This is a genomic window from Thalassovita taeanensis (assembly GCF_900110775.1).
In the GTDB taxonomy this organism is placed as follows: Bacteria; Pseudomonadota; Alphaproteobacteria; order Rhodobacterales; family Rhodobacteraceae; genus Litorimicrobium; species Litorimicrobium taeanense.
This window is the reverse complement of record NZ_FOEP01000007.1, coordinates 61,516-88,008: the sequence shown is the minus strand read 5'-3', so window position 1 is coordinate 88,008 and position 26,493 is coordinate 61,516. Positions and strand designations below refer to the sequence as shown.

General features: G+C 60.5%; 21 protein-coding genes and 1 tRNA gene. 5 read left to right on the top strand and 17 right to left on the bottom strand.

Annotation, left to right across the window (positions count from 1 at the left end):
- Positions 1–36 precede the first annotated feature (36 nt).
- The 6 genes from BSF79_RS11300 to BSF79_RS11275 form a co-directional block, all read right to left on the bottom strand.
- Positions 37–1,398, bottom strand: a complete 1,362-nt coding sequence (locus BSF79_RS11300; RefSeq protein WP_090270001.1) for an SPOR domain-containing protein — start codon at positions 1,396–1,398, stop codon at positions 37–39.
- A 66-nt stretch (positions 1,399–1,464) separates the two neighbouring features.
- Positions 1,465–2,097, bottom strand: coding sequence for a uracil phosphoribosyltransferase (gene upp / locus BSF79_RS11295; RefSeq protein ID WP_090270000.1), 633 nt, complete (start codon positions 2,095–2,097; stop codon positions 1,465–1,467).
- Positions 2,094–3,080: an adenosine deaminase gene (locus BSF79_RS11290; RefSeq protein WP_090269999.1), complete on the bottom strand. Its 987-nt coding sequence runs from the start codon at positions 3,078–3,080 to the stop codon at positions 2,094–2,096. The genes upp and BSF79_RS11290 overlap by 4 nt, the downstream gene beginning before the upstream one ends.
- The gene (locus BSF79_RS11285; protein ID WP_090269998.1) at positions 3,077–4,288 is read right to left on the bottom strand and encodes a phosphopentomutase; all 1,212 of its coding nucleotides are present in this window, start codon (positions 4,286–4,288) and stop codon (positions 3,077–3,079) included. Before BSF79_RS11285 ends, BSF79_RS11290 begins: the two co-directional genes overlap by 4 nt.
- Complete coding sequence (locus BSF79_RS11280; RefSeq protein WP_090269997.1) at positions 4,288–5,592, bottom strand: thymidine phosphorylase; 1,305 nt, start codon at positions 5,590–5,592, stop codon at positions 4,288–4,290. Before BSF79_RS11280 ends, BSF79_RS11285 begins: the two co-directional genes overlap by 1 nt.
- A 4-nt stretch (positions 5,593–5,596) precedes the next feature.
- Positions 5,597–5,989, bottom strand: a complete 393-nt coding sequence (locus BSF79_RS11275) for a cytidine deaminase (RefSeq protein WP_090269996.1) — start codon at positions 5,987–5,989, stop codon at positions 5,597–5,599.
- Between the two features lie 196 nt (positions 5,990–6,185).
- Here BSF79_RS11275 and BSF79_RS11270 point away from each other — a divergent pair, with 196 nt between their 5' ends.
- The 3 genes from BSF79_RS11270 to BSF79_RS11260 all read left to right on the top strand — a co-directional run bounded on the left by BSF79_RS11270 (position 6,186) and on the right by BSF79_RS11260 (position 10,879).
- Entirely contained in the window at positions 6,186–8,465 is a 2,280-nt protein-coding gene (locus tag BSF79_RS11270; protein ID WP_090269995.1) for an NADP-dependent malic enzyme, read from the top strand.
- Between the two features lie 121 nt (positions 8,466–8,586).
- Positions 8,587–10,479, top strand: coding sequence for a propionate-CoA ligase PrpE (gene prpE, locus BSF79_RS11265; RefSeq protein ID WP_090269994.1), 1,893 nt, complete (start codon positions 8,587–8,589; stop codon positions 10,477–10,479).
- Positions 10,480–10,789: 310 nt separating this feature from the next.
- Positions 10,790–10,879 (top strand) — tRNA-Ser (locus tag BSF79_RS11260).
- 286 nt (positions 10,880–11,165) lie between these two features.
- Here the strand turns inward: BSF79_RS11260 and BSF79_RS11255 are convergent.
- From BSF79_RS11255 to BSF79_RS11195, 10 genes are all read right to left on the bottom strand, one after another.
- Positions 11,166–11,378, bottom strand: coding sequence for a hypothetical protein (locus BSF79_RS11255; protein WP_217650061.1), 213 nt, complete (start codon positions 11,376–11,378; stop codon positions 11,166–11,168).
- Positions 11,379–11,592: 214 nt separating this feature from the next.
- On the bottom strand, positions 11,593–11,862 hold the full coding sequence (locus BSF79_RS11250; protein ID WP_090269993.1) for a hypothetical protein: 270 nt from the start codon (positions 11,860–11,862) through the stop codon (positions 11,593–11,595).
- On the bottom strand, positions 11,852–12,355 hold the full coding sequence (locus tag BSF79_RS11245) for a hypothetical protein (protein WP_139246431.1): 504 nt from the start codon (positions 12,353–12,355) through the stop codon (positions 11,852–11,854). Before BSF79_RS11245 ends, BSF79_RS11250 begins: the two co-directional genes overlap by 11 nt.
- A gap of 199 nt (positions 12,356–12,554) precedes the next feature.
- Positions 12,555–13,661: a bifunctional DNA primase/polymerase gene (locus BSF79_RS11240; protein ID WP_090269991.1), complete on the bottom strand. Its 1,107-nt coding sequence runs from the start codon at positions 13,659–13,661 to the stop codon at positions 12,555–12,557.
- Between the two features lie 94 nt (positions 13,662–13,755).
- Positions 13,756–14,040 carry a winged helix domain-containing protein gene (locus BSF79_RS11235; protein ID WP_217650060.1) on the bottom strand — a complete coding sequence of 95 codons (285 nt, stop codon included), beginning with the start codon at positions 14,038–14,040 and terminating at the stop codon, positions 13,756–13,758.
- Between the two features lie 106 nt (positions 14,041–14,146).
- Positions 14,147–14,332 carry a helix-turn-helix transcriptional regulator gene (locus BSF79_RS11230; protein ID WP_217650059.1) on the bottom strand — a complete coding sequence of 62 codons (186 nt, stop codon included), beginning with the start codon at positions 14,330–14,332 and terminating at the stop codon, positions 14,147–14,149.
- A 90-nt stretch (positions 14,333–14,422) separates the two neighbouring features.
- Positions 14,423–15,145, bottom strand: a complete 723-nt coding sequence (locus tag BSF79_RS19490; protein ID WP_139246430.1) for a hypothetical protein — start codon at positions 15,143–15,145, stop codon at positions 14,423–14,425.
- The gene (locus BSF79_RS11220) at positions 15,142–16,431 is read right to left on the bottom strand and encodes a tyrosine-type recombinase/integrase (RefSeq protein ID WP_090269988.1); all 1,290 of its coding nucleotides are present in this window, start codon (positions 16,429–16,431) and stop codon (positions 15,142–15,144) included. Before BSF79_RS11220 ends, BSF79_RS19490 begins: the two co-directional genes overlap by 4 nt.
- A 460-nt stretch (positions 16,432–16,891) precedes the next feature.
- Complete coding sequence (locus tag BSF79_RS19485) at positions 16,892–23,653, bottom strand: calcium-binding protein (protein WP_139246429.1); 6,762 nt, start codon at positions 23,651–23,653, stop codon at positions 16,892–16,894.
- Positions 23,654–23,917: 264 nt separating this feature from the next.
- Positions 23,918–24,643: a sterol desaturase family protein gene (locus BSF79_RS11195; protein WP_090269987.1), complete on the bottom strand. Its 726-nt coding sequence runs from the start codon at positions 24,641–24,643 to the stop codon at positions 23,918–23,920.
- Positions 24,644–24,870: 227 nt separating this feature from the next.
- On the opposite strand from BSF79_RS11195, the gene BSF79_RS11190 reads away from it, so the two are divergent.
- The gene (locus tag BSF79_RS11190) at positions 24,871–25,065 is read left to right on the top strand and encodes a hypothetical protein (protein ID WP_090269986.1); all 195 of its coding nucleotides are present in this window, start codon (positions 24,871–24,873) and stop codon (positions 25,063–25,065) included.
- Positions 25,066–25,215: 150 nt separating this feature from the next.
- Here the strand turns inward: BSF79_RS11190 and BSF79_RS11185 are convergent, their stop codons facing one another.
- On the bottom strand, positions 25,216–25,728 hold the full coding sequence (locus tag BSF79_RS11185) for a MarR family winged helix-turn-helix transcriptional regulator (RefSeq protein WP_090270094.1): 513 nt from the start codon (positions 25,726–25,728) through the stop codon (positions 25,216–25,218).
- Positions 25,729–25,955: 227 nt separating this feature from the next.
- Here BSF79_RS11185 and ectA point away from each other — a divergent pair, with 227 nt between their 5' ends.
- The gene (gene ectA / locus BSF79_RS11180) at positions 25,956–26,489 is read left to right on the top strand and encodes a diaminobutyrate acetyltransferase (RefSeq protein WP_090269985.1); all 534 of its coding nucleotides are present in this window, start codon (positions 25,956–25,958) and stop codon (positions 26,487–26,489) included.
- Positions 26,490–26,493 lie beyond the last annotated feature (4 nt).

Sequence of the window (26,493 nt, the reverse complement as noted above, 5' to 3'; positions counted from 1 at the left end):
ATTTCAGATTGATTTCAGATCAGGTTCAGGCCGCAGTTATTTGCGCACGAAGGCGTCGCGGAACCCGGCCTTGCGGGCGGTGCCCAGCGCCTGCCCAAGCTGTGCCTGTGTGGTGAAGGGGCCAGCCAAGACGATGCGGTATTGCTTGCCGCTTTTGCTGTATTTGGCCATCCGCACCGGCAGCCCGGCCCGTTGCAGGCGTGCGGCGCTTTTCTGCGCGTTTGCGGCAACACCGAAGGTGCCGACCTGCACATAGCGGTGCGCAGCCTTGGCCGAGGTCTTGGTCGAAGACTTGACCGGGGCGCTGACCGCCTGCGGTGTACGCGATTTGGACGAGACAACGATGCGCGGCTGCGGTTGCAGTGCCTGACGCTCGGTCGCGGCAAGGGTGCGCTGTTGGGTGGCCAGATCGGTATAGGGGTAGACCAGATTGGGGTTATAGCGGGTCATGTCGCGCCCCGAGCTGCGATCAATCAGCTTGCGCGGGGTGTCTTTGGTCCAGATCAGATCCATCTGGGCTTTGCCTGCAAAGGTCTGATGCCCGCGTTTGGTATTCAGCCGGTCGTCATCCCAGACTTTGCGATAGCCCTTGGGGACGTGCACGCCCTGCCGTGCCTGCACCTGCGTTGTGTAGACATGTTTGGGGGCCACGCGGGTCTGCGGCGAGACAGTGGCCGGGGTGGCGACCTGACCCACGCGGGCCGAGGTTAGAGCGGAATACCGCGCCGGGGTTCCCGCGCGGGAGCGGGTGCCATAAGTCACGGGCGGCTCTGCCTGCGGTCCGCAGCGCACGTCGCTGCCGGTGCCGACATAACGCTGGCTGACCGCTGTGCCCCCGGTGCAGGCCGATGCGACGGCCACGGGCCGGGGTGCAGGGGCCGCCACGGTTTTGGGCTTGGCTGCGGTTTTGGTCACGTATCTCGGCGCGGGTTTGACGGTGACAACTTTGGGAGGTGTGGACAGGGTCGCGGTTGTGCGCATCGGCTGCCCCACCTTGGCGGTCGCAACCCGCGGCGCGGGCTTGGCGACAACAACGGGCGCCACGGCTTTGACCACGGGTTTGCGAACCGGCGTTGGCGCGGGCGCTGGCTTGGGCGCCGGGGCCGCAGCCACGATCACCGGGGCTGCGGGCGCTGCTGGTTTGGCATTGGCAAAGGTCGGCTGAGCGCCGCACAGCTGTTGCCTGGCCCGCGACACGCGCGGAATCCAGGTGACGTTGCCGTTGATCCCCGCCCGGATGTAGACGCAGCCTTTGCTGTCTACATACTGGCTGCCTTTGTAGGACGATGGCGGGAATTCCGCCGGTTCGTCAGCGTTTCTGAGCGACTGGGCCTGAACGGTGCCCAGCCCCAGTGACGCGACGATGACGGTATAAGCGATCAGACTGGTTATCTTCATTTGTGCCCCCACACGAATGAGGATCACTGTGCACGATATATAACCCTGAGTAAAGCTGTGGGCGGCCTATTTAGTGCCAAACATCCTGTCGCCCGCATCACCTAGTCCCGGTATGATGTAACCTTTGTCGTTCAGGCACTTATCAAGCGAAGCTGTGATGATCGGCACATCGGGGTGTGCTTCTTTCATCCGGGCGACGCCTTCGGGGGCGGCCAAAAGGCACAAAAACCGGATATTTTTGGCACCCGCGGCCTTGAGAAGATCAATCGCGGCGACCGAGCTGTTGCCGGTGGCAAGCATCGGATCGACGACGACGACCAGCCGGTCTTCCAGGCTTTCGGGGGCTTTGTAATAGTACTGCACGGGCTTGAGCGTTTTTTCATCACGGTAAAGCCCAACAAAGCCGACGCGGGCCGAGGGGATCAGTTCGAGCACACCGTCGAGCATGCCATTTCCGGCACGCAGGATCGAAATCAACGCCAGCTTCTTGCCCTTCAGAACCGGGGCTTCCATCTCGGTCATCGGGGTTTCGATGGTTTGGGTGGTCATCTCCAGCTCGCGGGTGACCTCATAGGCCAGCATCTGGCTGATCTCGCGCAGAAGTTGCCGGAAAACGGCGGTGGAGGCACCCTTGTCGCGCATCAGGGTCAGTTTGTGCTGCACCAGCGGGTGGGTGACGATGGTCAGATGGTCGGTCATTGGCTCTCCAGTCGTTTTATGATCCGCGCGCGTGTATCTTCGGTGCAGAAGGCCGCGTCAATCGCTGAGCGGTTCAGGGCTGCAAAGTCTTCCTCGTCCCAGCCGAATGCCTGTTCCAACTGTTCATATTCCTGCGTCATCGTGCTGTGGAAGAACGGTGGGTCATCGGTGGACACGGTCACTTTTACACCGGCGTCGCGCAGGCGGGCAATGGGGTGGCTGGCCACATCAGGGTACAGGCCGAGTGCAACGTTCGAGCCGGGGCAGACCTCCAGCACAATGTTTTCAGCGACGAGGCGTTCGATCAGCGCGGGATCTTCGATGGCACGCACACCGTGGCCGATGCGTTCAACGCGCAGATCATCAAGGGCGTCGTGGACGGATTGCGGCCCGCCCCATTCACCGGCGTGCGTGGTCAGGCGCAGGCCCGCCTCGCGGGCCATGTCGAAGGCATAGGCGAAATCGCCCTGCCTGCCCTGCCCTTCGTCGCCCCCCATGCCAAAACCGGTGATCCAGTCGCCAGCGGTTTCAGCGGCGCAGCGCGCGGTTTGCTTGGCTTTGTCGGGGCCGAAGTGCCGGACGCAGGTGACGATGCCACGCAGGGTGATGCCCATGTCACGCTCGGCCTGATCTGCGGCTTCGCGGATCGCGTGCAGGAATTCACGCCATGCGCTGAGATCGCGATTGCCGCAGAAATCGGGGCTGAGGAAGGTTTCGGAATAGACCACGCCATTGGCGGCGCTTTGTTCCAGCACGGCAAGGGTCAGGCGGTGGTAATCCTCGGGGGTTTTAAGGACTTGGGTTGCAGCCTCGTAGACGCTGAGGAAATGCACAAAATCGGTGAAGACGTACGAACCATCCTCGGCGAAGACGCCGGAGATGTTTACGGATTTTTCCTTGGCAAGGCCGCGGATGAAGGCCGGGGGCGCCGCGCCTTCGTGGTGCAGGTGCAGTTCGACCTTGGGGAAGGTTTTCCAGCTCATAGAAAGCTCCGCCCAGCGCCTTGGGATGGCACGCCAAGGTGGGCGGCAATGCTGGCGGCGACGTCAGTAAAAGCGACCTGACCGATGGCGCGCGGGCCAAGGCCGTGGCCAAGGACAGGCACACGTTCGCGGGTGTGGTCGGTGCCGTGCCAAGTGGGATCGTTGCCATGATCGGCGCTGATCAGCAGCAGGTCATCCGGGCGCAGGCGCGGCAGCAGGCGGGCCAGTTCGGCGTCGAACCATTCAAGCGCGCGGGCATAGCCGGACACGTCGCGGCGGTGGCCGAACAGGCTGTCGAACTCGACAAAGTTGGCGAAGGTCAAACTGCCGTCTTCGGCCTGATCAATCAGGTCGGAGAGGTGCTGCATCAGCTGGGTGTCGGCGCCTTTGCGGACCTCGGTTATGCCGCGCATCGAGAAGATATCGCCAATTTTGCCGATGGCATAGACAGGGCGGCCCGCGTCCTGCACCCAATCGCAGAGCGTGGGGGCCGGGGGCGCGATGGCATAATCATGGCGGTTGGTGGTGCGGGTAAAGCCGGTTTCAGGTGTACCGATGAAAGGCCGCGCGATCACGCGGCCCACCTTCATGGCGTGGACCAGCGGCGCGACGGCCTGACATAGGGTCAGCAGGCGGTCGAGGCCGAAGTGCTGCTCGTGCGCGGCGATCTGAAACACGCTGTCGGCGGAAGTGTAGCAGATCGGCCAGCCGGTTTCGATGTGCTTGGCGCCAAGGTCAGCGATGATTTTGGTGCCCGAGGCATGGCAATTGCCAAGAATGCCGGGAGTGCCCGCCAGCGTGCTGACCTGTGCGGTCAGGTCGGGTGGGAAGCAGGGGAGTGTGTCGGGGAAATAATGCCAGTCCCACGGAACCGGTACGCCGGCCAGTTCCCAATGGCCCGAGGGGGTGTCTTTGCCGCGCGAGATTTCCGTGGCGGCGCCCCAAAGGCCCTGCGGGTCGGCGCTGAGGCCCGGCGTGGCATCGCCCGAGGCCAGGCGCACGGCGGCGCCCAGCCCGAGGCTGTCCATCACGGGGACATGCAGCGGGCCACTGCGGCTCTGGTCGGCTTGCCCTGCGGCGCAGGCTTGGGCGATGTGGGCCAGCGTGTTGGCGCCGGTATCGGGCAGGTCACCGTTGAAATACTGCGCGGCGTCGGGCGCGCCGCCGATGCCGACGCTGTCGATCACCAGAAGGAAAGCGCGGGGCATCAGCCGATCCTTTCATGCACGAGCGGCGGCAGGGTTGGCGCGGTGTCGGACAGGGTGATGGCCGCGTGCAGGGTTGCTGCGGCCTCGTCCGCGGCGGATTCGCGGGCGGCGTGGATGCGCGCCAGCGGCTGGCCCTGTTCGACCCATGTGCCCAGTGGCACCACGTCAGAGATGCCCACGGCCGGGTCCACCACATCGTTTTCGACCTGACGGCCACCGCCGAGGGCCACGACGGACAGGCCCATCGCGTGGCCATCCATCGCGGCGACGAAGCCCGCGCGGGGGGCGGGAATTTCGCGGATGACCGGGGCTTCGGGCAGGAAGCGCTGCCAGTCCTCGACAAAGCGCAGCGGGCCGCCCTGAGCCGCGACCATGCGCCCGAAGATTTCGGCGGCGCGGCCATCGCGGATGCTGTCGGCAATGGCCCGGGCGCCGGCTTCGACATCGGTGGCCAGCCCGGCATTGGCCAGCGCCACGCCGCCAAGGATGGCGGTCAGATCGGCCAGCGGGCCGCTGACCTGACCGGTCAGGACGCGCATCGAGCTGGCGACTTCGAGCGCGTTGCCCAGTTCGGGTGCAAGCGGCTGATTCATGTCGGTGATCACGGCGGAGGTGGGGCAACCTGCGGCATTGGCGGTGCTGACCAGCGCCTGCGCCAGCGCGCGGGCCTCGTCGGGATGTTTCATGAAGGCGCCCGAGCCGACCTTGACGTCAAGCACCAGCCCTTCGAGGCCGGCGGCGAGTTTCTTGGACAGGATCGAGGCGGTGATCAGATCGAGGCTTTCGACGGTGCCGGTCACGTCGCGGATGGCATAGAGGCGCTTGTCCGCCGGGGCGATATCGGCGCTGGCGCTGACGATGGCGCAGCCCACCTGCCCCACCACGGCGCGAAACTGCGCCTCGCTCAGGTCGGTGCGCAGGCCGGGGATGGCTTCGAGTTTGTCGAGCGTGCCGCCGGTGTGGCCAAGGCCGCGCCCGGAAATCATCGGCACATAGGCACCGCAGGCGGCCAGCGCCGGGGCGAGCACCAGGCTGACGCAATCGCCGACACCGCCGGTGGAATGCTTGTCCAACACCGGGCGATCCATGTCCCAGCGCAGCACGTGGCCGGAATCGCGCATCGCCAGCGTCAGGGCAACGCGGCCTTCCTTGCCCAGCCCGTTCAGAAGCGCGGCCATGGCGAAGGCCCCGGCCTGTGCGTCGCTGACGGCGCGATCAGCCAGACCTTGGGCAAACCACGACAGGTCCTCGCGGCTGAGCGGCTGGCGGTCGCGCAGCCGCACGATAATGGCACGGGCATCCATTGGCTCAGTTCCGCTCCATGTGACTTTGATCGAAGGCGCCGGGCAGCAGTTCGGTGATGGTCATCGTGGTTTCGGGGCCATCCACGGTGGCCATTCGCACCATGACATTGCCCCGGCCAAATTCGGCCAGTTTCTGGCGACAGCCACCGCAGGGGCTGACGGGGTGCGGGCTGTCGGCGATCACGCAGACCTCGGTCAGTTCGACCTCGCCCGCGGCGACCATGGCGGCAATCGCGCCACCCTCGGCGCAGGTGCCTTCGGGATAGGACACGTTTTCAACATTGCAGCCGACATAGATCGCGCCGGATTTGCCCCGGATCGCCGCACCGACCTTGAAATTGGAATAGGGCGCATAAGCATTTTCACGCACCGCGCGCGCCGCATCAAGCAAAGACATATTAACACCTCCTGACGTATATGGCGGGCCCGAAGACCGCGCCGCCCCGGTTCGGGGAATTGGAAAACTGTGACCTCCCCCGCGTAGTTTTGCAAGGCGAGGCAAATTGTGGCGGCTGAATTCAGCATCTTTCCTCTGCGTCAGGTATAGTTTAATATTAAACAAACGGTTTCAGGCCGAATTCAGGGAGGGGCAGATGTCCGACAGTCAGAATGAGAGCTTGCGTCAGGCGGCGCTGAAATATCATGAATTCCCCAAGCCGGGAAAGTTGGAAATCCGCGCGATCAAGCCGCTGGCCAACGGGCGCGACCTGAGCTTGGCCTATAGCCCCGGCGTGGCCGAGGCCTGCTTGGAGATCAAGGACAACCCCGCCAATGCCAGCCGGTTTACCGCGCGGGGCAATCTGGTGGCGGTGATCACCAATGGCTCGGCCGTGTTGGGGCTGGGCAATATCGGCGCGCTGGCCAGCAAGCCGGTGATGGAAGGCAAAGCGGTTTTGTTCAAGAAATTCGCCAATATCGACTGTTTCGATATCGAGGTGAACGAGAGCGACCCGGAAAAGCTGGCGGATATTGTCTGTGCTTTGGAGCCAACGTTTGGCGCGATCAACCTTGAGGACATCAAGGCGCCCGAGTGTTTCATCGTTGAAAAGCTGTGCCGCGAGCGGATGAACATTCCGGTGTTTCACGACGATCAGCACGGCACCGCGATTGTGGTGGGCGCGGCTGCGAAAAACGCAATGCACGTGGCGGGCAAGGATTTCGCCGAGATCAAGATCGTCAGCACCGGCGGCGGGGCGGCGGGCATTGCCTGTCTGAACATGCTGCTGAAGCTGGGGGTGCGGCGCGAGAATGTCTGGCTGTGCGATATTCACGGGCTGGTTTACGAGGGCCGCGAGGTGGATATGAACCCGCAAAAGGCGGCCTTTGCGCAAAAGACCGAGTTGCGGACGCTGGACGAGGTGATTGACGGGGCGGACATGTTCCTTGGTCTGTCGGGACCGCGGGTTCTGACGCCGGACATGGTCGCCAAGATGACCCGCCGCCCGGTCATTTTCGCGCTGGCCAACCCGACGCCTGAAATCCTGCCAGAGGAGGCGCGCAAGGTGGCGCCGGATGCGATTATCGCCACCGGGCGCAGCGATTATCCCAACCAAGTCAATAACGTACTGTGTTTTCCCTTCATTTTCCGGGGCGCGCTGGATGTGGGTGCAACGGTGATCAACGACGCGATGGAGCTGGCGTGTATCGAGGGGATCTCGGCCCTGGCGCGGGCGACCACCAGCGCCGAGGCGGCGGCGGCCTATCAGGGCGAGCAGATGAGTTTCGGCGCGGATTATCTGATCCCGAAACCGTTTGATCCGCGGCTGTCTGGGGTCATCTCGACCGCTGTGGCGCGGGCGGCGATGGAAAGCGGCGTGGCGACCCGGCCGATCGTGGATTTCGAGGCTTATAAAGCACAGCTGAACCAGTCGGTGTTCAAATCGGCGCTGCTGATGCGGCCGGTGTTTGACGCGGCGCGCACGGCGTCGCGCAAGATCGTGTTTGCCGAGGGCGAGGATGAACGCGTGCTGCGCGCGGCGCAGGCGATTCTGGAGGAAACCACCGAGCAACCGATCCTGATCGGGCGGCCCGAGGTGATCGAGGCGCGGTGCGAGCGAGCAGGGCTGACAATCCGGCCCGGTCGGGATTTCCAGATCGTGAACCCGGAAAACGACCCGCGATACCGCGACTACTGGGGCACGTATCATCAGATCATGGCGCGGCGCGGCGTCACGCCCGATCTGGCCAAGGCAATCATGCGCACCAACACGACGGCGATTGGTGCGGTCATGGTACATCGCGGCGAGGCGGACAGTCTGATCTGTGGCACCTTTGGCGAATACCGCTGGCATCTGAATTATGTCACGCAGTTGCTGGGCGATACGCGGCATGTGGCCAGCGGCGCGCTGTCGCTGATGATCCTTGAGGATGGGCCGCTGTTCATTGCCGACACGCAGGTGCGCACCACTCCGACGCCCGAGGAGATCGCCAGCACGGTGATCGGCGCGGCGCGGCATGTGCGCCGGTTCGGGCTGAAGCCGAACATCGCGCTGTGCGCCCAGTCGCAGTTTGGCAATATGGCCTGCGACACCGGCGAGAGGCTGCGCGCCGCGATGCAGATATTGGACAGCGAACCGCGCGATTTCACCTATGAGGGCGAAATGAATGTCGATGCGGCGCTGGACCCAGAACTGCGCGAGCGGGTGTTCCCGGAGAACCGGATGCAGGGTGTGGCCAATGCGCTGATCTTTGCGCATGCGGATGCGGCTTCGGGGGTGCGCAACATTCTGAAGATGAAGGGCGGCGGGCTGGAGGTGGGTCCGATCCTGATGGGAATGGGCAACCGGGCGCATATCGTATCGCCCTCGATCACGCCGCGCGGATTGCTGAACATGGCCGCGATTGCGGGAACGCCGGTGGCGCATTACGGTTAAGCACAGGCGCAAGCGTCGTCCCCCGGTGCTTGCGTAATTCTGTCGCTGCGACCGGTCGCGTTCTTGCGGGGAGCATCAACGCTGCGTAACACAGTCAACATGGCTGAGGAGGAGGCATACAATGGCATACAATGACGTTTATCAAAGCTGGAAGACGGACCCCGAGGGGTTCTGGCTGGAGGCTGCGAAGGGGATTGATTGGGTCAAGGCCCCGGTCAAGGCTTTGTCGGATGACAAGGCGCCGATGTATGAATGGTTTGCCGACAGCATGGTCAATGCCTGCTGGAACGCCGTGGACCGGCATGTCGAGAATGGCCGTGGCGAGCAGGTGGCGATCATCCACGACAGCCCTGTCACCCACTCCAAGCGCGAGATCACCTTTGTCGAGCTGCGCAACCGCGTGGCCAATTTGGCCGGCGCGTTACGGGCCAAGGGGATCGGCAAGGGCGACCGGGTCATCATCTATATGCCGATGATCCCCGAGGCGCTGGAGGCGATGCTGGCCTGTGCCCGTCTGGGCGCGGTGCATTCGGTGGTGTTTGGCGGGTTCGCCGCCAATGAATTGGCGGTGCGGATCGACGATTGCACGCCCAAGGCGATCATCGCCGCCTCCTGCGGGATCGAGCCGGGCCGCGTGGTGCATTATAAGCCGTTGCTGGACGGGGCGATTGATCTGGCGACGCACAAGCCGGAGTTCTGCGTGATCTATCAGCGCGAGCAGGAAGTGGCGCATCTGGAAGAGGGCCGCGATTACAACTGGCACGGCTTCCAGTACGGTGTCGAGCCTGCAGAGTGTGTTCCGGTCGAGGGCAGCCATCCGGCCTATATCCTCTATACCTCGGGCACCACGGGTCAGCCCAAGGGCGTTGTGCGCCCGACCGGCGGGCATCTGGTTGCGCTGAACTGGACGATGAAGAACATCTATAACGTCGATCCCGGCGATGTGTTCTGGGCCGCGTCGGATGTGGGCTGGGTCGTTGGTCACAGCTATATCTGTTATGGCCCGCTGGTTCACGGCAACACGACGGTCGTGTTCGAAGGCAAGCCGGTGGGCACGCCCGATGCGGGCACCTTCTGGCGGGTGATCGAAGAGCATAAGGTCAAAAGCTTTTTCACCGCGCCGACAGCGTTCCGCGCGGTCAAACGCGAGGACCCGACCGGCGAGTTCGTGAAAAAATACGATCTGTCGGGTCTGAAGGCGGTGTATCTGGCCGGCGAGCGCGCCGACCCTGACACCATCGTCTGGGCGCAGGATCATTTGAAGGTGCCGGTGATCGACCATTGGTGGCAGACCGAGCTGGGATATCCTGCCGTCTGCAACCCGGTCGGGATCGAGTTGTTGCCGGTCAAGCTGGGCTCGCCCTCGGTTCCGCTGCCAGGCTATGCGATGAAGATCCTGGATGACAACGGGCACGAATTGCCTGCCGGAGAGCTGGGCGCGGTTGTGACCCCCCTGCCCTTGCCGCCGGGCACGTTGCAGACGCTGTGGAATGCCGAAGGCCGGTTCAAGAAAAGCTATCTTGAGCATTTCCCCGGATATTATGAAACCGGCGATGCCGGGATGATCGACGAGGACGGATACCTTTACATCATGGCGCGCACCGATGACGTGATCAACGTCGCCGGGCATCGGTTGTCGACCGGCGGCATGGAAGAGGTTCTGGCCGGGCACCCGGATGTGGCGGAATGCGCCGTGATCGGGGTGTCGGACGCGCTGAAGGGGCAATTGCCGGTGGGCTTTTTGTGCCTGAACACGGGCGCAGATCGCAACGAAGCCGAGGTGGTCAGCGAAGTGGTCAAGATGGTGCGCGACAAGATCGGACCGGTCGCGGCCTTCAAGCTGGCCGTGGTGGTGGATCGGTTGCCCAAGACGCGATCCGGCAAGATCTTGCGCGGCACGATGGTGTCGATTGCCGATAGCAAGCCATATAAAATGCCCGCGACCATCGACGATCCAGACATTCTGGACGAGATCGCCGCGGCACTGAAGTTGATCGGGCTTGCCAACGGCTGATCCTCCTGCCTGCTGACGCGGGCCAGGCTCAAGACCAAGAAGGCCCCGGCAGAGCTTTTCGCCGGGGCCTTTGTATTTTGGGCGCGGGACATGGTTGAGGTTGAGCGGTTTGGGCCGGTGATGTTCGCGGGCGTTCAGGTTTGCGGGCGGTGAAAAACCGTTGCCTGAAGGGACAGCACGTTGCCAAAACCCCGCGCTTCGCGGCGCCTTTTTGTGCTATTTCAATGACTTGAGACCTTCGTGGACCATCTCGCAAAGCGAGGCAATTTTGCCTTGTATTTCCTTGGCTTGGGCGGTTATACCCGTCGGCGGAGATGTGGCCGAGTGGTCGAAGGCGCTCCCCTGCTAAGGGAGTAGGCCCGGAAGGGTCTCGTGGGTTCGAATCCCATCGTCTCCGCCACTAGGCTTTGAAATCATTGAATAAAATCAAAGACTGCACCATCTACCCCACATAATACCCCACATAGAAAAAACGCTTAAACCTTTGGGTTTATTGTATTTGACTGCGTGTAATGGCGTCCCGCTTTTTTCCTCCGAAGTGCACACACGGAAAAATTGCTACCCCGTCCGGTCCTGATTTGACGCCGCTAGGGTTTGCACCTCCCCCCCCAACATTTGCCGCGCGGTTTAGTGCAAAAGCAAATTTACGGCTCCCATCTATCAGGCCGGGGGAATGTGCTTTGGTGTCACTTGGCTTGCGCCGCCGCGCGGGATTGGTTGAGGTGGAACAGGCGTGACAGGGTTTCGTCTTCGGTCAGTAGGCCCGCGCGGTAATCATCACCCCAACCGTAGGCCTCGGCCACGGCTTCATCCTTGGGCAAGATGCGGTCAGGGTAGCCGGGAACCACCTCTGGCACGCGGTTGACCAGATCGGCGGGGTTGAGCCAGTTTTCCCGCAATTCATTGAGGCGCGCGGCGGCGGCGACATAATCGGCTGCGGGGATAAACTGTCAGCATCCAAACGCATTGCGAAAGTTCACGCCCGCGCGCGGGGGGCATCCAAAAGTTGTAGACCAATGCACCGGGACCGTATCTTGCCCCTTCGTTCGCACCAAGAGCCGCCCAAAAAGGGGGTAGGCATTGGGCCTCAAGTGTCAAAGTGCCTTCGGCGGCTTAGCGTGCCAATGATGCAGCGCCACCCCGCGCCACTTTCAAGAGTGCCATCAGGGTGCGCCTGTTTTGCTCCACCGCTTGCGACCTGTCACCATGCACCCAAGCACCATTGTCGGGGCCAGTTGGCGCACCACCGCCCGCGCCGTGCATCCGGCAAACCTTCCAGCCGCGTTTGGCCGGGGCCTTGCAGCGCTTGCCCGTTGTCTTGGCCTTGGCGCGGCATCTGGGGGCGTTGTGGGCCTTGTGCATGGGGTTGGCGTCACTTTTCATTGCTACCCGCCCCCCCATGCGACAAGGCCCCAACAATCGCTTGCCCGCCTTTGTTCACCGTCACATGCTCCACCGTCACCTTTTGTTGCCCGCCCGTGCGATAGCGTTTTAGCGCTTCCATTTGGGTGGCGTAGGTCCGGGCCAGCTTGTTCAACGCCCGTTCGGCGGCGTCTTGTTGGGGAATGTTCTCCACATGATTGAGCCGCCGCGCCATCATCATCGTCGCTTGATGAATAGCGCCCATCTGCACCGCAAGCATTGCCTCTAGTTCATCGCGCGGCTGCACCCCGCGCACCACCGACAGCAGGAAATTACTACTCACTTCGTCAATCTTTCGACCATGCGCGCCGATGACGGAAACCTGACTTTGTACCCCTTCCATGAAATGCGGATCGCAGGTTCCAAGGTCGGCCATCAGCAGGATATGGGCTAAGGCCGGGTCTTCATGCGTGAAGGTCATTTCCAAAACGTCACCGGACATTTTCAATTTCATTGCAGGGCCATCCGCCCGCGCCGCGTTTTTGGCTGCGACAGATTTGATGCGGGCTTGTTCCGCCGGTCTATGGGGGGAGCGTTTTGCAGGCGGGGGCGTTTGCGTGGTTTCGGCGCAATCGGTTTTGAGTGCTTCGGGTGTTTTCGTCATCTTGTGGCCTCGCAGTTTGTTGGTCGGAAATCGCGCGTCATAAGTAATACTAGCCCCTCCCCCCTGCCTTACCTTGCACCTTGCGGGGCGTGGCACTTGTCAGAGGGGCAATATTTTCGGCTTCGGATGCGCCGGGATGTGGTCGGGTCAGGGCATAGGTCTGGCATTTTGAGCCTGCCCGATGGTTGCTTGTCAGGCGCAATAGCCCAGCGCGTTCTAGGGTGCGCCGTGCAGCCCGTAGCCGGGGCGTGGACAGATTGATCAGGCCCGCCGCGCGCATGGCTGCAAAGTTCAGGGGAAAGCGTTTGCCGGGGGTGTGGCCGTGCTGATCCATGAGAGTCACCAACAGGGCGGTTGCATCTGCTCCGTTGGCTTGGCCCCGCAAAGCGTCAAGGGCCAGCCGGTGAATGGGAAAGGCGCTATCACGGCCCCGGTAAATGCGATTTTCCAAACGGCACTTCCATGCCCATCCGGCAAGGTCGCGCAGCTCGCTGTCAGGCATCGTTGCCGGATCTGCGCACCAATCGTCACGGATGCCCGCAAGGTTGGCTTGCAGTTCTTCGGCGCTATCCACCAGCTCGACCATGCGCATCGCCTCTTTCACCAATTCAACATGCCGATGCCCGCTCAGGATCGGCGCGACCTTCGGGGGTGTTGCGCCACGCAGGAAAGGCAAAGCATCCTTCCCCAGCACTCCCTTGGCTGGCGTATAGAAACCGCCATCACGGCGGATTGAGAGCGGCCCCACCACATAGCTGCGCACGCCGGTCTTTATATCCACGGGCAGACCTTCGCTGCGCAGGTTCGTCGCGGTCCCGCCCGCCCGATAGTAGAGGTGCCGCCCGCGTGGGGTCTTGACGTGAACAGGGCTTTTACCAAAGCGCGCTTCCATTTGCGCAACAAGCGCGGGGTCATCGCTATCGCAGTCGATCACTGCCAGCCCGTCTAGGCGCACCCCATAGGCTTGTGAGCCGGTCCGATGCATGGGGGCCAGGATTCGCCCCAAGGTCAGGCTGGGGCCTGCCCATGCGCGTATCAATGGCGCTTTGCCATCCGCACCACCACCCAACGGCAAGAGGTGCAGGCCCGCCCCTTTCAGGCGGGCCATTTCGGAGCGGATGGGATCGGGCAACGTGGAAACCCGAAGGGCTTTCATTGCTTTCCCTCCCCATAGGCAAGGGCGGCAATGGATTTTGCCACCGACCGGGAAACCCCCAACTCACGGCAAAGACGGGCAATGCGCAGGGCCATCATGCGCGCCCCTCCACCTGTTCAATCGTCACGGCGCTTTTCAGGCGATAGACGCCATGTTCACCGGGGAACGCCCCGCCATGCGGCTGCATTTCAGTATCAATGACAACGCCTTTGCGGCGCAAGGTCATGACATAGTGCGAGATACGCGGCGCGGGGTTGTGCAGCGATGTGATGCCACTTTCGCCCGCTTTGACCAGTTCCAGCATCGTCCAAGCTAAACGGCCTTTCAGGTGCAAAGTGATGGGCATTACGCCCGTTTCGATCTTGGCTTTGAGTTTCATCTGTCCGGTTTCCTTTCTTGAAACCAGAACGGGACGGGGGTATTCTGCGCCTGTGAAAGCTATGCCGAATAACGCCGCCGCCCGTTCAATGGGTGGCGGTCTTTCGTTATGCGGCGTTTGCTTTGGCGGCTTCCCAAGCCTCGATATCCGACAGCTTCCAACGTGTGCAGCCGGGGGTCAGGCGGATCGGTTTGGGAAAGGTCGGATCGGTTTTAAGCCAGCGGCGCGGGGTAAGGTGGTGAACGTTGTACCGCGCCCCGATTTGGCGGTCCGTGAGATAGGTTGTAGGCATGTGCACCTCCATAGGGTTGCTATGGTTTGCAAATTACCGTGCATCCTAAACTAAATCGTGGCTCAACTCCCAATCGGGAATTGAGCCATTTCATAATGACTGTTCCGGTCTGATAAATATGGGCACAATTTTTTGTTTTTTTCGGCTTTGCCAAATTCGTTTGATTGTAGGGTAGCTGTCCGGTTGCAAGCGCATAAGCCGCAGGCCTTCGGCAACCGCCTTGCAGGCGCTTTCACCGCCATCAACGGCGGCAGATGTTGCCTTTAAGCCAAAGTATTGCACAACGTCATTGATCATCGAAACGATTGCTTGGTCTCTCCAAATAAGTGCGGGGGGATACTTCCCCCCCTGTTTTGGTCGCTTGATTTGACCAGTCAAAGCAAAAAACCCCCATTCACGAAGTGGCTTTGGAACGTCAAAATTAAATCGAACGCAATCTGCTAACAAGTAAACGGCTGCATCATAGGCCAAAGGGTCAGTGCGGGCAGACGCCAACAGCCTCAGCGCAGCTTTCTCTGTATTGCTGCAAAACATGAAAATCCCTTCTGCCTTTTGTACAGTGTAGGAACCCGCGTATCCTGCATATAGGCTCGCCAATTCCGAATATGGCGGTTCGGCGGCTTGAAACGCAGGCAGTGGAGGGCAATCCTGTTCAAGGCCTCCACATTCACAGCGGATGCAAAGCGGGCCGGGCATTGTGCGACAATCGCAATTTGGGTCTACTCCAAAACGGTTGATGACAAAATCAACGGCGCAGCGGAAACATTTTTTAAAACGCCCCATTTCGCATTCACATGGTTCATATCGCTTCACGCTAATTTTACCACTTCACCATTTTTGCGAATATTTGCCAAATATCCCGCCCAATCGCCCATCATTTTGCGGCGCTTTTCGATCATGTCGCCGCGCCGATAGGACGCCTCAACCGCGTTGCTGATCCGGTGGGCCAGTGCGACCTCTGCCATATCGCCGGGATAGTTGGTGCGCTCTGCCACCCAATCGCGGAACGTGCTGCGCAGGCCATGCGGTACGGCGGGGCGCTTTGACGTGCGATCCACATAGCCCGCACCGCCCGCCGCTACTTCGGCCTCGTGCATCCGCTTCATTGCTGCCGATAGCGTCATATCAGAGAGTTGCCCGCCGCGCGCCGCCGGGAACACAAGCGGGTTGTCTTTCATCCGGGGCAAGGCTTGCAACAGCGCCACCGCCTCGCCCGACAGCGGAACGCGGTGTTCGCGGTCCATTTTCATGCGGGGGCCTGAAATGATCCACAGCGCCTTGTCCAAGTCTATTTCATCCCAAACCGCGCCGCGTATCTCTTGTGAGCGGGTTGCGGTCAGGGCCAAAAATTCCAGCGCCCGCGCGCCAAAGCCTTCACGGCCCCGCAACGCCTTGAACCAGCGCGGGGCATCGTCAATCATCAGGGCGGGTTGATTGCCCTCTTTTGCCACCTTGGAAGGGGCGGGCAAAAGCTCTTTGAGGTTGCCAGCCCAGCGCGCCGGGTTGTCGCCCGTCCGGTGCCCCGCGACCGTTGCCCAAGAGAGCACCGCCTCTATCCGGCCCCGAAGGCGTGACGCGGTTTCGGTCTTATCGGTCCAAATGGGTTGCAGGACTCGCAGCACGTCTTGCACGGCAATATCCTGCACCAGCATGTCGCCAAGTTCGGGCTTGGCATAGGTCGCAAGGGTGTTTTCCCATTGCTGGCGGTGTTTGGCGTTTTTGAAGGCGTCCAGCTTGGCGGCAAGATATTTGTCAGCGGCATCTGCAAAGGTCAGGCCACGGCGCTGGGCGGCGGCAAGCGCGGCTTTAGCGTCTTTGCGTTCCTCTACCGGGTCAATGCCGGTTGCTATCTTAGCGCGGGCTTCACGCGCCTTTTCACGCGCTTGCGCCAGCGTCACGGCAGGGAAGCCGCCCAAACCAATATCACGGCGCAATTCGCCAATTTTTGCGCGTAGCACCCAAGAGCGGCCATCTTTCGGAGTCAGTTGTAAATGCAGGCCCGGAACGCCACCGACAGAGAAAAGCACGTTTCGCTTGCCGCCGGGATGGGCAAGACGTTTCACATCTATGGCGGACAACTCGCTTGAGACTTTCGGCATCTACCTACCCAACAATATACCCCACATAAACAGTGTAATTGTCTGCATATCATTGTGCAAGATTGCATAGAGAAGGGAGAGAGGTTTATTATTTTATGACTACTTATCAGTGACTTGAGTTGCAGATTGCGCACGATTGCATCTCCTCTATGGCGGGCATCGTCTCCGCCACTAGGCGCTGATTTAGTTGAATAGGCTTAGATCCCGCGTGACGCACGCTAGACAATGCCTCTTATAGAAAAACTCTTAAACCTTTGATTTATTGTATTTGATTGCATGGAATCGCGTCTTGCTGTTTCCGTCCGACGTGGCCTTTGGCGACTCCGCATCGGGCCAGCTATGGCGCGCAAAGGGGCATTGTTGGACGCCTGAAGGCGGTCAACGTTGGGGGCCGATTGGCAGACTTCGACACCGTTTGGGATCGCCTTTGTCTTTCTTTCACGCGGCGAACCGGGCCGGTTCAGGCCAGAAGGTCATGTTCGACGCCGCCAATAACCAGATTGATCTCGTCCTGCCCGCCGCCATCAACCAGCGCCCACAAGATCTGACCCGTGGGGCGATAGATGACAAAGGCCTCCTCGACACCGGCCGCACCGGCATTGGCGGTCTCGATCAGATTCACCTGGAACTGATCAATCGTGGCCGCGCGGCCGAAGACCAAAACATCACCATCCGCTGCCGTATAGTCCTGTATCCAGTCCGAGCCGTGATCCGCGACCCCGAGATGGAAGAACCGGTCGGCCCCCGTTCCGCCGTTCATCCGGTCATAGCCGAAGCCGCCGTTGAGGAAATCGTTGCCGGCGTTGCCGTAGAGCACGTCAGACCACGCCCCGCCCGTCAGCACATCATTGCCGTCCGCGCCAATGACCGTATCGGTGCCGAAGCCGCCCGAAACCGTATCGTCACCGTTGTCGCCACGCAGCTCGTCATTGCCATAGCCGCCGTCGATATTGTCGTTGCCTTCGCCGCCATAGACCACATCGCGCAAATCGGCCTCGCTCGCGCCGCCGAAGATAAAGTCATCGCCCGCCCCACCGTTCAGCGTATCGTTGCCATCGCCGCCGCGCAGGGTGTCGTTGCCATCGCCACCGCGCAGGGTGTCATTGCCGTCCAGACCTTCAATACTGTCATTGCCCGAGCCGCCCGTCAGCACATCGCTGCCCGCGGTTCCAACTTGCGTGGCCATCGCGACCAGGGCGTCATAGGCTAAGGTGGTGTCCGAAAAGCGGATAAATTCGATGTTGTCAGTCAGGACATCATTGCCGTCGTTGGAAACCAACAGCAGGCCATTGGTCGCCGTTTGCACCACGACATCCGCTGAGGAGACGAAAAAGAAAGCCGTGTCTTCGCCCGCGCCGCCGGTCAGGGTGTCATTGCCCGCGCCACCGGTCAGCGTGTCATTACCATCGCCGCCCAACAGCGAGTCGTCGCCATCACCGCCGAGCAGATCGTCATGGCCATTGCTCCCGTCAAGGGTGTCGTTGCCCGCCCGGCCCACAAGAATATCATCGCCCAGCCGCCCATACAGGGCGTTGGCGGCAGCGCTTCCTCGGATAATTTCAGAGGCCGACGTCCCCGAAAAGGATTCGATGCTTTCAAGCGATGCGACGCGCTGTCCGTTGATGGTGTATTCGCCAGCGTCGAGGTCGACGAGACCATCACCCCCAAATCTGGGTTGCAGTCCCGCATCAAAAACGTCTTGCCCGTCGCCGCCACGGATCACGTTGCCCAAGTCGAAGACATCTTTAAAAATGTCGTCGCCCGCCCCGCCGATCAGAATGTCGGGGCCGGTGCCACCGCTCAGGACGTCGTTTCCGTCGCCGCCATCCAGGCTGTCGAACCCGGCGCCACCCTCCAGCGTATCGCGGCCACCCAATCCATTGATGGTGTCGTTTCCATCGCCGCCGATCAGAACATCGTTTGCAGTCGCGTTATCACGCCCGGTTATGACATTGTTGGCGGCGTTGCCGGTTGCTATGATGATATTATTGGTCGTGCTTGACAGCGTCAGGTTCTCGACATTGTCCACAAGCGTGTAGTTGATGCTTGTGATTACGGTGTCTGTATCGCTGGACCCTACGACCTTGGGCCGATCAAGTTCAACAACCTCATCCCCCGCGTTCTCGACATAGTAGACATCGTTGCCCGCCCCGCCATCCATCCGATCGGCCCCGATGCCGCCATCCAGGGTGTCGCTACTGTTGCCGTCGCCGCCATAGAGCGTGTCGTCGCCAGAAAGCCCTGCCAACACGTCGGCCAAATTGCCGCCGCGGATCACGTTGTCGTTGCTATTACCCTCAGCACTTTGGGCAGCGCCGGTTAGGGTCAGGTTCTCGATGTTCTGATATAGCACCATATTCAAGGTGTTATCGAAAGCGCTGATAATCAGGTCGGTGCCGGCATCCGTGGCCTCGACCACCAAATCGCCCGTTTGGGACAGGACGTAGGTGTCGTTGCCCTCCCCACCGGTCAGCGTATCGATACCGGCGCCGCCTGCCAGCGTGTCATTTCCGACCAAGCCATACAGCCGGTCATTGCCCCCCTCGCCAAACAGGTAGTCATTGCCTGTTCCACCGGTCAGAGCATTCGCCTCGGCTGATCCCCTCAGGACATAATCGCCCTGCGTGGTGGTATTTCCGACCTCGACGTTCTCGATAGAGGAGAGGGAGAACACGCTCTGAATGGCAAGGACAGACTCGCCCTGAACGGTTCTCGTACTGAAGTTACCTGTTACCAGTGAGAATACAACGTCGGGGGCGCCCGTCGTGAACCGCAGTTGGATCGTATCTGTCCCGGCGCCGCCGCTGAGCGTCGATGCACCGGATGCCGCGCTCAGAATAAACGTATCGTCCCCGGTATTGCCGCTTAGCGAGTTTGCACCTTGGGCAACATAAAAACGGTCGTTTCCAGATCCGCCATCGGCAAAATCATCGCCCAAATCGTCATAGATCGTATCGTTTCCGGCCTCGCCGAATATGGAATCGTCGCCGGCATTCCCGAGAAGAGCATCGTCCCCCGCACGCCCATAAAGCCTGTCGTTGCCGTCATGGCCGTACAATGTGTTTTCCGCATCGGTGCCGGAGAGGGAATTGGCCAGCTCATTGCCATGACCAAGGGTTGCGCCATCGGTAAGGACCAAGTTTTCGATGGCATCGGTTCCATCGTTGGGGGTCCGCAGATCGAAATTGAAGCCCGCCAAGACCGTGTCGGTGCCGGTGCCATTATTGATGATGCTGTCGCTGGCAAGATCCACAACAAAGACGTCATCTCCATCGGCAGATTCCATGGTGTCGGTGCCTGCGCCGCCATCGAGGTGGCCTGTGCCCAACAGGTGGTCATCGCCCGCGCCACCAACCATGCTGCTGTAGCCCGCGCCACCGATCATCGTGTCGTTGCCCGCACCACCACTCAAGACATCGGTCCCGTCGCCGCCGTCGAGCAGGTCTGCTCCGTCGCCGCCAAACAAGGTATCATCGCCCGCGCGGCCCTCTAACGTATCGTTGCCGCCGCGCCCATCAAGCCGCTGCCCCGTCGCAGAGCCGAGCAGGTAATTGTCGCTGTTGGAGCCACGCAAAATACCGCCCGCTTGGAAGATATATGCGTTTTCGATTCCGGTAATGGCGCTGGCAGCCGTCATCCCGTCAAAGCTGATTGTGCCGGCGGTCTCGGTATCTCCGTCCGGCGTGGACAGTTCGACAATCAGGTTTTGCACAGCGCCAAAGCTGTTCGTGCGCAAATAGTCGATACCATCAGCGCCGTATATCTCAGCCCCACCGCTGAAGTCGCTGTAGAGGACGAATTCATCGTCCCCCGCGTTGCCGCGATATTCCCCGGTGCCCGCGTCGATGGATAGGGTGTCATTCCCCGTCCCGCCGGACAGCGTGTCATTTCCGGCCCCACCACGCAGCACGTCATCGTCGTTGTTACCACTTAGCTGGTCATCGCCGTCGCCGCCGATCAGGGTATCATTCCCGCTGGAACCAATCAGGGTGTCGTTTCCGGCACCCCCATCCAAGGTATTTCCCGCCAACGTCCCCTGGATCCGGTTGTTCAACGTGTTCCCGGTCCCACTGAGGGGGGCTGTGCCTTCCAGAAACAGATTCTCAAGCCCTGCGGCAAGCGTATAGCTGACCGAGCTATAGACCACATCCAGCGCGCCGCCAGTGTCGGTGATGCGGTCACCGGCGTCATCGACGGTGTAGGTGTCGTCACCCTCGCCGCCTTCCATCGTATCGTCCCCGCTGCCGCCATCCAAACGGTCATTGCCTTCGCCGCCGCTCAGGAAATCGTCACCGGAGCCGCCGCCCAGGAAATCAGCGCCATCAAGCCCGCGCAGAATATCGGCGCCCCCCGAACCAGTCAGGCTGTTGTCCTCTGCGTTGCCAACCATAAGATTGTTCAGCCCGTTGCCCTCACCGGACCGCCCGCCCGCTAAAAGCGTTAGATTTTCCACACCGCCGCTCAGTGCGCTGACATTGCCAAGCTGCCCCTGATTAAGGCTGAAGCTGTCCAAGCTGCTGCGCACTTCGTCGATGCCGGACCCCGAGTTCAGGACCACGTCGCCCGCGTTGTCGACAACAAAGACATCGCCGCCGCCGCCGCCATTCAGCGTGTCTGCACCGGTGCCACCGTCAAGCGTGTCGTCGCCGCTGCCGCCCTGCAGGCTATCATCGCCGCCGAGCCCGCTAAGCGTGTTATCCGCGTCATTGCCGATGATAATATTGTCAAACTGGTTGCCTTCACCGTCCACCGCGCCAGCAAGCAGGGTCAGCAACTCAATCGGCCGCGACGCTTGATTGTAGCGCGCATCATTCAGGCTGAACCGGGCCAGATTGGTGCGGATTTCGTCAATGCCGCTTGTGCCAAGCGATTTGATCACGTCGTTTTCATCGTCGACATAGAAGACATCGCTGCCCAGACCGCCGTCCATCGTATCGACACCCGTGCCGCCATCCAGCGTATCGTCGCGGCTGCCGCCGGTCAGACTATCATCGCCGTCGCCGCCGAATAGCTCATTGGCGCCCTCGCCAGAGACAAGCGTGTCGTTGCCGTCCTCTCCCAGCAGCGTGTCGTCGCCGTCCGTGCTGACCAGCACGTCATTGCCTGCGCCACCCGATACATAGTTGTCGCCGGACTGCACCTTGATATTGTCGTTACCAGCGCCGCCGTCTACCGTATCGTTATCGTCACCGGAGGTAATGGTATCGTTGCCCGTACCGCCAGTGACCGAGTTTTCGCCATCTCGCGCAAGTATCAGGTCGTTGTCCGCGCCACCATCAAGCGTGTCGTTCCCAATACCGGCATACAGGCTGTCCTCGCCTGTGCCGCCTGCCATCAGCTGATCGCCAGACCCCTGTGATTGCAGGAGGTCCGCGCCCGAACCACCTTCCAGCGTGTTGGAACCGTACAGCGAATAGAGCGTGTCATCGCCCGCGCCACCGATCAGGCTATCGCTGCCATCGCCGCCATTCAGCGAATCCGCACCGTCACCGCCATCCAATGTGTCGTTGTCGTTATTGCCGTAAAGCGTGTCGTCGCCTGTTCCGCCTTCAAGCCTGTCGTTTCCCGCGCTGCCATAGAGCACGTCCATGCCATCATCGCCGCGCAGCGTGTCCGCGCCAAGTTGGCCGCCTAGGGTGTCGTTGCCTTCGGCCCCCGTCAGCAGGCTTGAGGACGCGCTTGCGGTTATCGTGTTATCCAGCGCGTTGCCGTGGCCTTCGGTCGCGCCGGTCAAAAGGCGCAGGTTCTCGATGCCGCCATCCGCGCCTTCCCATTCCACCCGGTCAAGCGAGAAGGACGCAAGCGCGGTGCGGATTTCATCGATATCGGTACCGGTCTCGGTAATCTGATCCGCCAAGCTGTCGATGACATATTGGTCCGCGCCCAAGCCGCCGACCATCAAATCGTCGCCTGCGCCGCCATCCAGAGAGTCATTGCCGCTGTCAGCGATCAGCGTGTCGTTGCCATCATTGCCATACAGGCCATCATTGCCGCCGCCGCCGATAACCGTGTCGTTGCCCTCACGGCCCGCCAGTGCGTTATTGGCCGCGTTGCCAGTGATGACATTGTCCAACTCGTTTCCGAACCCCCTGGCGCCGCCTTCGATTAACGTCAGGTTTTCGATCTTGTCATCGGTGCCGCCCGAATAGAATTGGGTGCTGGTCAGGCTCGCGGTTTCCAGGGACGAGCGGACTTCGTCGATCCCGGTGCCTCGGTTGTCGATAACATCCAATGTGGTATCGACATAGAAGACGTCGTCGCCGGAATCGCTGCTCATCGTGTCGGTCCCGATGCCGCCATTCAGCGTGTCGTTGCCTGCCCCCGACACCAAAGAATCATTGCCCGCGCCGCCTTCGAGCAACCCGTTGCCCTCGCCCGTGATCAGGGTGTCGTTTCCGGCATCACCACGCAGCGTGTTGTTCCCGCTCGCCGAGATCAGGGTGTCATTCCCTTCGCCCCCGACCAGCGTATCGTTGCCACCCCCGGCAAACAGCGAGTCATTGCCCGCGCCGCCGTCCAGAGAGTTATTGCCGTCAAACTCTAGCAGGCTGTAGGTGGTGTATTGCTGGTGCTGCCCGCCGAAGATGGTATCATCGCCATCGCCCCCGAAAAGGGTGTCGTCTTCGTTTATGGGTGAACTGCCGCTCCGGTCTGCGCCCGTAATAAGCTCGGATCCGGTGCCGCCAATGACTGTATCCGACCCGGTTCCGCCTGCGATGAACGCGTTGCCCGCAGATCCGGTGATATGGTCGTCGCCTGCTTGGCCTTGGAGCTGCCCGGATCCACCGACATACGCGCCTTCAATGGTGTCATCGCCTGCCCCGGCAAAGATGAAGTCCGCATTGAAAAAGTAATCATTGCTCTCGAATGTGGTGCCGCTGGGACCGGAGAGAATATAGATGCTTCCGGTTCCTTTCTGGGTCAAACCGCCGTCGATCGTATTGTCGAGCTGGTTGCCCACAAGCGCCGCGTTGGATGTGCCTCTGTATTCAAGCCGCTCGACGAAATCGGGAAGTTCGTAGCCGTCCGGCCCCGAATAGATCACCAGATCATTCCCTTCGAGGTTCTGCTCGACAATCGTGACACCTGCTTCGCCCACGATATAGGTATCGTCGCCCGCCAGCCCGATCAGCGTATCCGCGCCACCACCACCGTTGATCGTGTCCTCGATGGCCGTTCCAGTAACGGTTTCAGCGTTGGGTGTTCCGTTTCTGATGGGCATGTGTTCTGCTCCGATATAAATTACTTAGAAAATAACGAGCGCTCCGATTGAGTGCCCTCGGGAAGCTTGGTGAAAATAAGCATTTGAAAAACAAAAATATTTTCGTCTATCGCACGCCGTCGGCGCTTCCTATTGATTGCACGGCTAACGAAATTTTAACACCTAAAAAAATTTTAGAGCCAAGGATTTGCATCGCAAGGCTTCCGTATTGCTCTACGAGCCGGTTGTTTGCCCCACATTGATCGTGTCAGGGGCGGCCCTATTTCAAGAAACCGCTGCGCGCGCGACTTCATCTTGCGACAGCCCGTATTTGGCGGCAAATTGCGTGCGGGCTGCGACAAGGCGCGGATCGTCTGGACGCAGACCCAATGTGCGGATGAACTCGACCCGCTGTTGCGTCTTTAGCGCCTCGCGGTCAATCGAAGTTCCCATCGTGCGATCAATCACTTCACCACCCGGCGAGACATGAAACCATTTCGAAAAATCCCGAAAGTGGTGCTGATTGTGCAGTGTCGTGACATAGCGCTCGACCTTTGTCTTGGGGATGTTCAAATGTGACGTCATGTGAAACCATTCATACCCCATGAACATCAAGACCCCGCCCACCAGCACAATGGCAACGGCGATATGAAAGGCGGCAGGCAAGCCCAGCAGCGCCGCCACAGCCCAAACCATGCAAAAGTTGAAGGCAAGCACCGGCCAAGCGACCCAAACAGGAACAAAAAACAAACCATGGTTGGTCGGGAAATCGTGATGGCCATAATGCGCCCGATAAAGCAGATTGAACGCCCATTGGCGCTTGGGCGGGGGCAGGTGAAAAACAAACCTGTGAAGGTTGTATTCATTCAGCATCTGGGCGGCGAACCCCAGCGGGATCAAAAGCCAGGCCCACCACGGAGCTTGCGCAATCAGGATGGCGATGCCGACAAGTGCAGCGAACCCCATAGCCAACACGCCGACGTGAGAAAACATAAGTTTAAGCCGCGTCATCCTTGCCCCTCCAATCCCCTGCATCGAATTTGATCGCACCGATCAAAAGAAATCAAATCATACGTTGCGACACCCGTCAGCGAAGGCGTCGGGATTTGTCTGTCCCAAAGCGCCGTCAGGAAACCCGCCAAAGGCATCCCATTCCCCCTGAAGCTGCATCCGCCCAATGAGCCTGAAGAGGGGATGGCGCGTGACAAGTGCGCCCCCTCTGGGGTAGGTATGTTTTCATGAAACATGTCCCCAAAGAAACCACCGATGATGCGCTTATTCAGGAATTCCTGAACAAGGGAGGCAAGGTCAGCGTTGGCAAAACCAAACCCCTGCCAAAAGAGCTTGGCCTGAGCAACAATGCTTGGAACAACAAGCTGACCAAAGAAGAAAAGGCTGTGCTCGACAAGAAGCCCGTGCGCGGCAAGAAGTGATCTTGCGGGTTGGTCCCTGCCCTGCCGCGTTTGCAACGCGCGCCGCTTCAGCAGAATGGGTGGAAAGCCGGCTTTTGCGGCGCCCCGCGTGAATGCCTGCCCGGTATTGGGCCGCAAGTACCGGCCTTTGGCAAACACATGCGCATAATTTTATGACGTGCCGCCATCCGTTTTCTTGCCCGTGCGGATATCGCCGGTCGTCAGGACAGGTGATGCGTCGATGTCTTGCGCGTCAAGCATGTCCGCGACACGCTCCAGCGACGATACAAGTTGGGCCTGCTCCCAGTCGGCCAACCCGGTGAAGGCGCGCACATACCGTTGTTGCAGCGCGTCAGGCGCATCCACAAGCCGGTTGAGGCCCTGCGCCGTCACCACCACGTTGATCTGACGCCGGTCCTGCTCGGATGGGACGCGCTGAACCAGTTCGCGCGTCACCAGCTTGTCGACCAGAGCCGTCACCGTGGCTTGGCTCACCCCCATCTGGTTGGCCAGCATTTTTGGCGTGACACTGCTTTTTTCGGCGACGATCTGCAGAACGCGGAGCTGCGCAGGCGTCAACCCCACGGCGTGCGCAAGGTCACGCGCAAACAGTTCTGTCGCGCGCAGGATGCGCCGCAAAGCAATCAGACTCTCGTCGGTGCGGTCAGGCGGGTTCGTTGTCATGACGCAGTATCGCATGAAAACGGCATATGCTTCAATCGGTGAAACATCTGGGCAATTTTCCACGGGCGCCGCGCCCCCGAAGTAATTCGGCATGCGAATAACAAATCCGAAGAACCCCTCGTAAAACCATGCAAAAAACGCTGTTTTCAACTATTTTTCTTTGGGCGTTGAAATTGCGGTCGAAATTCATTACTTAGCTAATCAAACGAAATGAGAGGCCCGAACCCATGCCGAAAGACACCGACACCCCTCGAACGCGTATGCCCCGCCTGCGCAAACCTGATGCGACGGACGGGGCTGGAATCTGGGCGCTTGTAAAAAGCTGCAAGCCGCTTGATGAAAATTCCATGTACTGCAATCTGATCCAGGCTGATCATTTCCGCGATACCTGCGTGGTTGCGGAGATGGATGGAGAGGTCGTGGGCTGGATTTCGGGTCACATGATCCCGGACAAGCAACAACTGTTCGTCTGGCAAGTGGCTGTAAGCCCGAAGGCGCGTGGCTTGGGCCTTGGCCGCAAGATGCTGCTTGAACTGGTCGAACGCGAAGCCTGCGATGACGCCGTGCACCTGAAAACCACGATCACCAAGGGCAACGATGCCTCGTGGGCGCTGTTTAGCAGCTTTGCGCGTGTGATTGGTGGCGACCTGGAAGACCAGCCGCACTTCGAACGCGACACGCATTTCGAAGGCCATCACGACACCGAACATATGGTGACGATCACACTGCGCGCCCCCAAAGAGCTGGCGCGCGCAGCCTGATCCC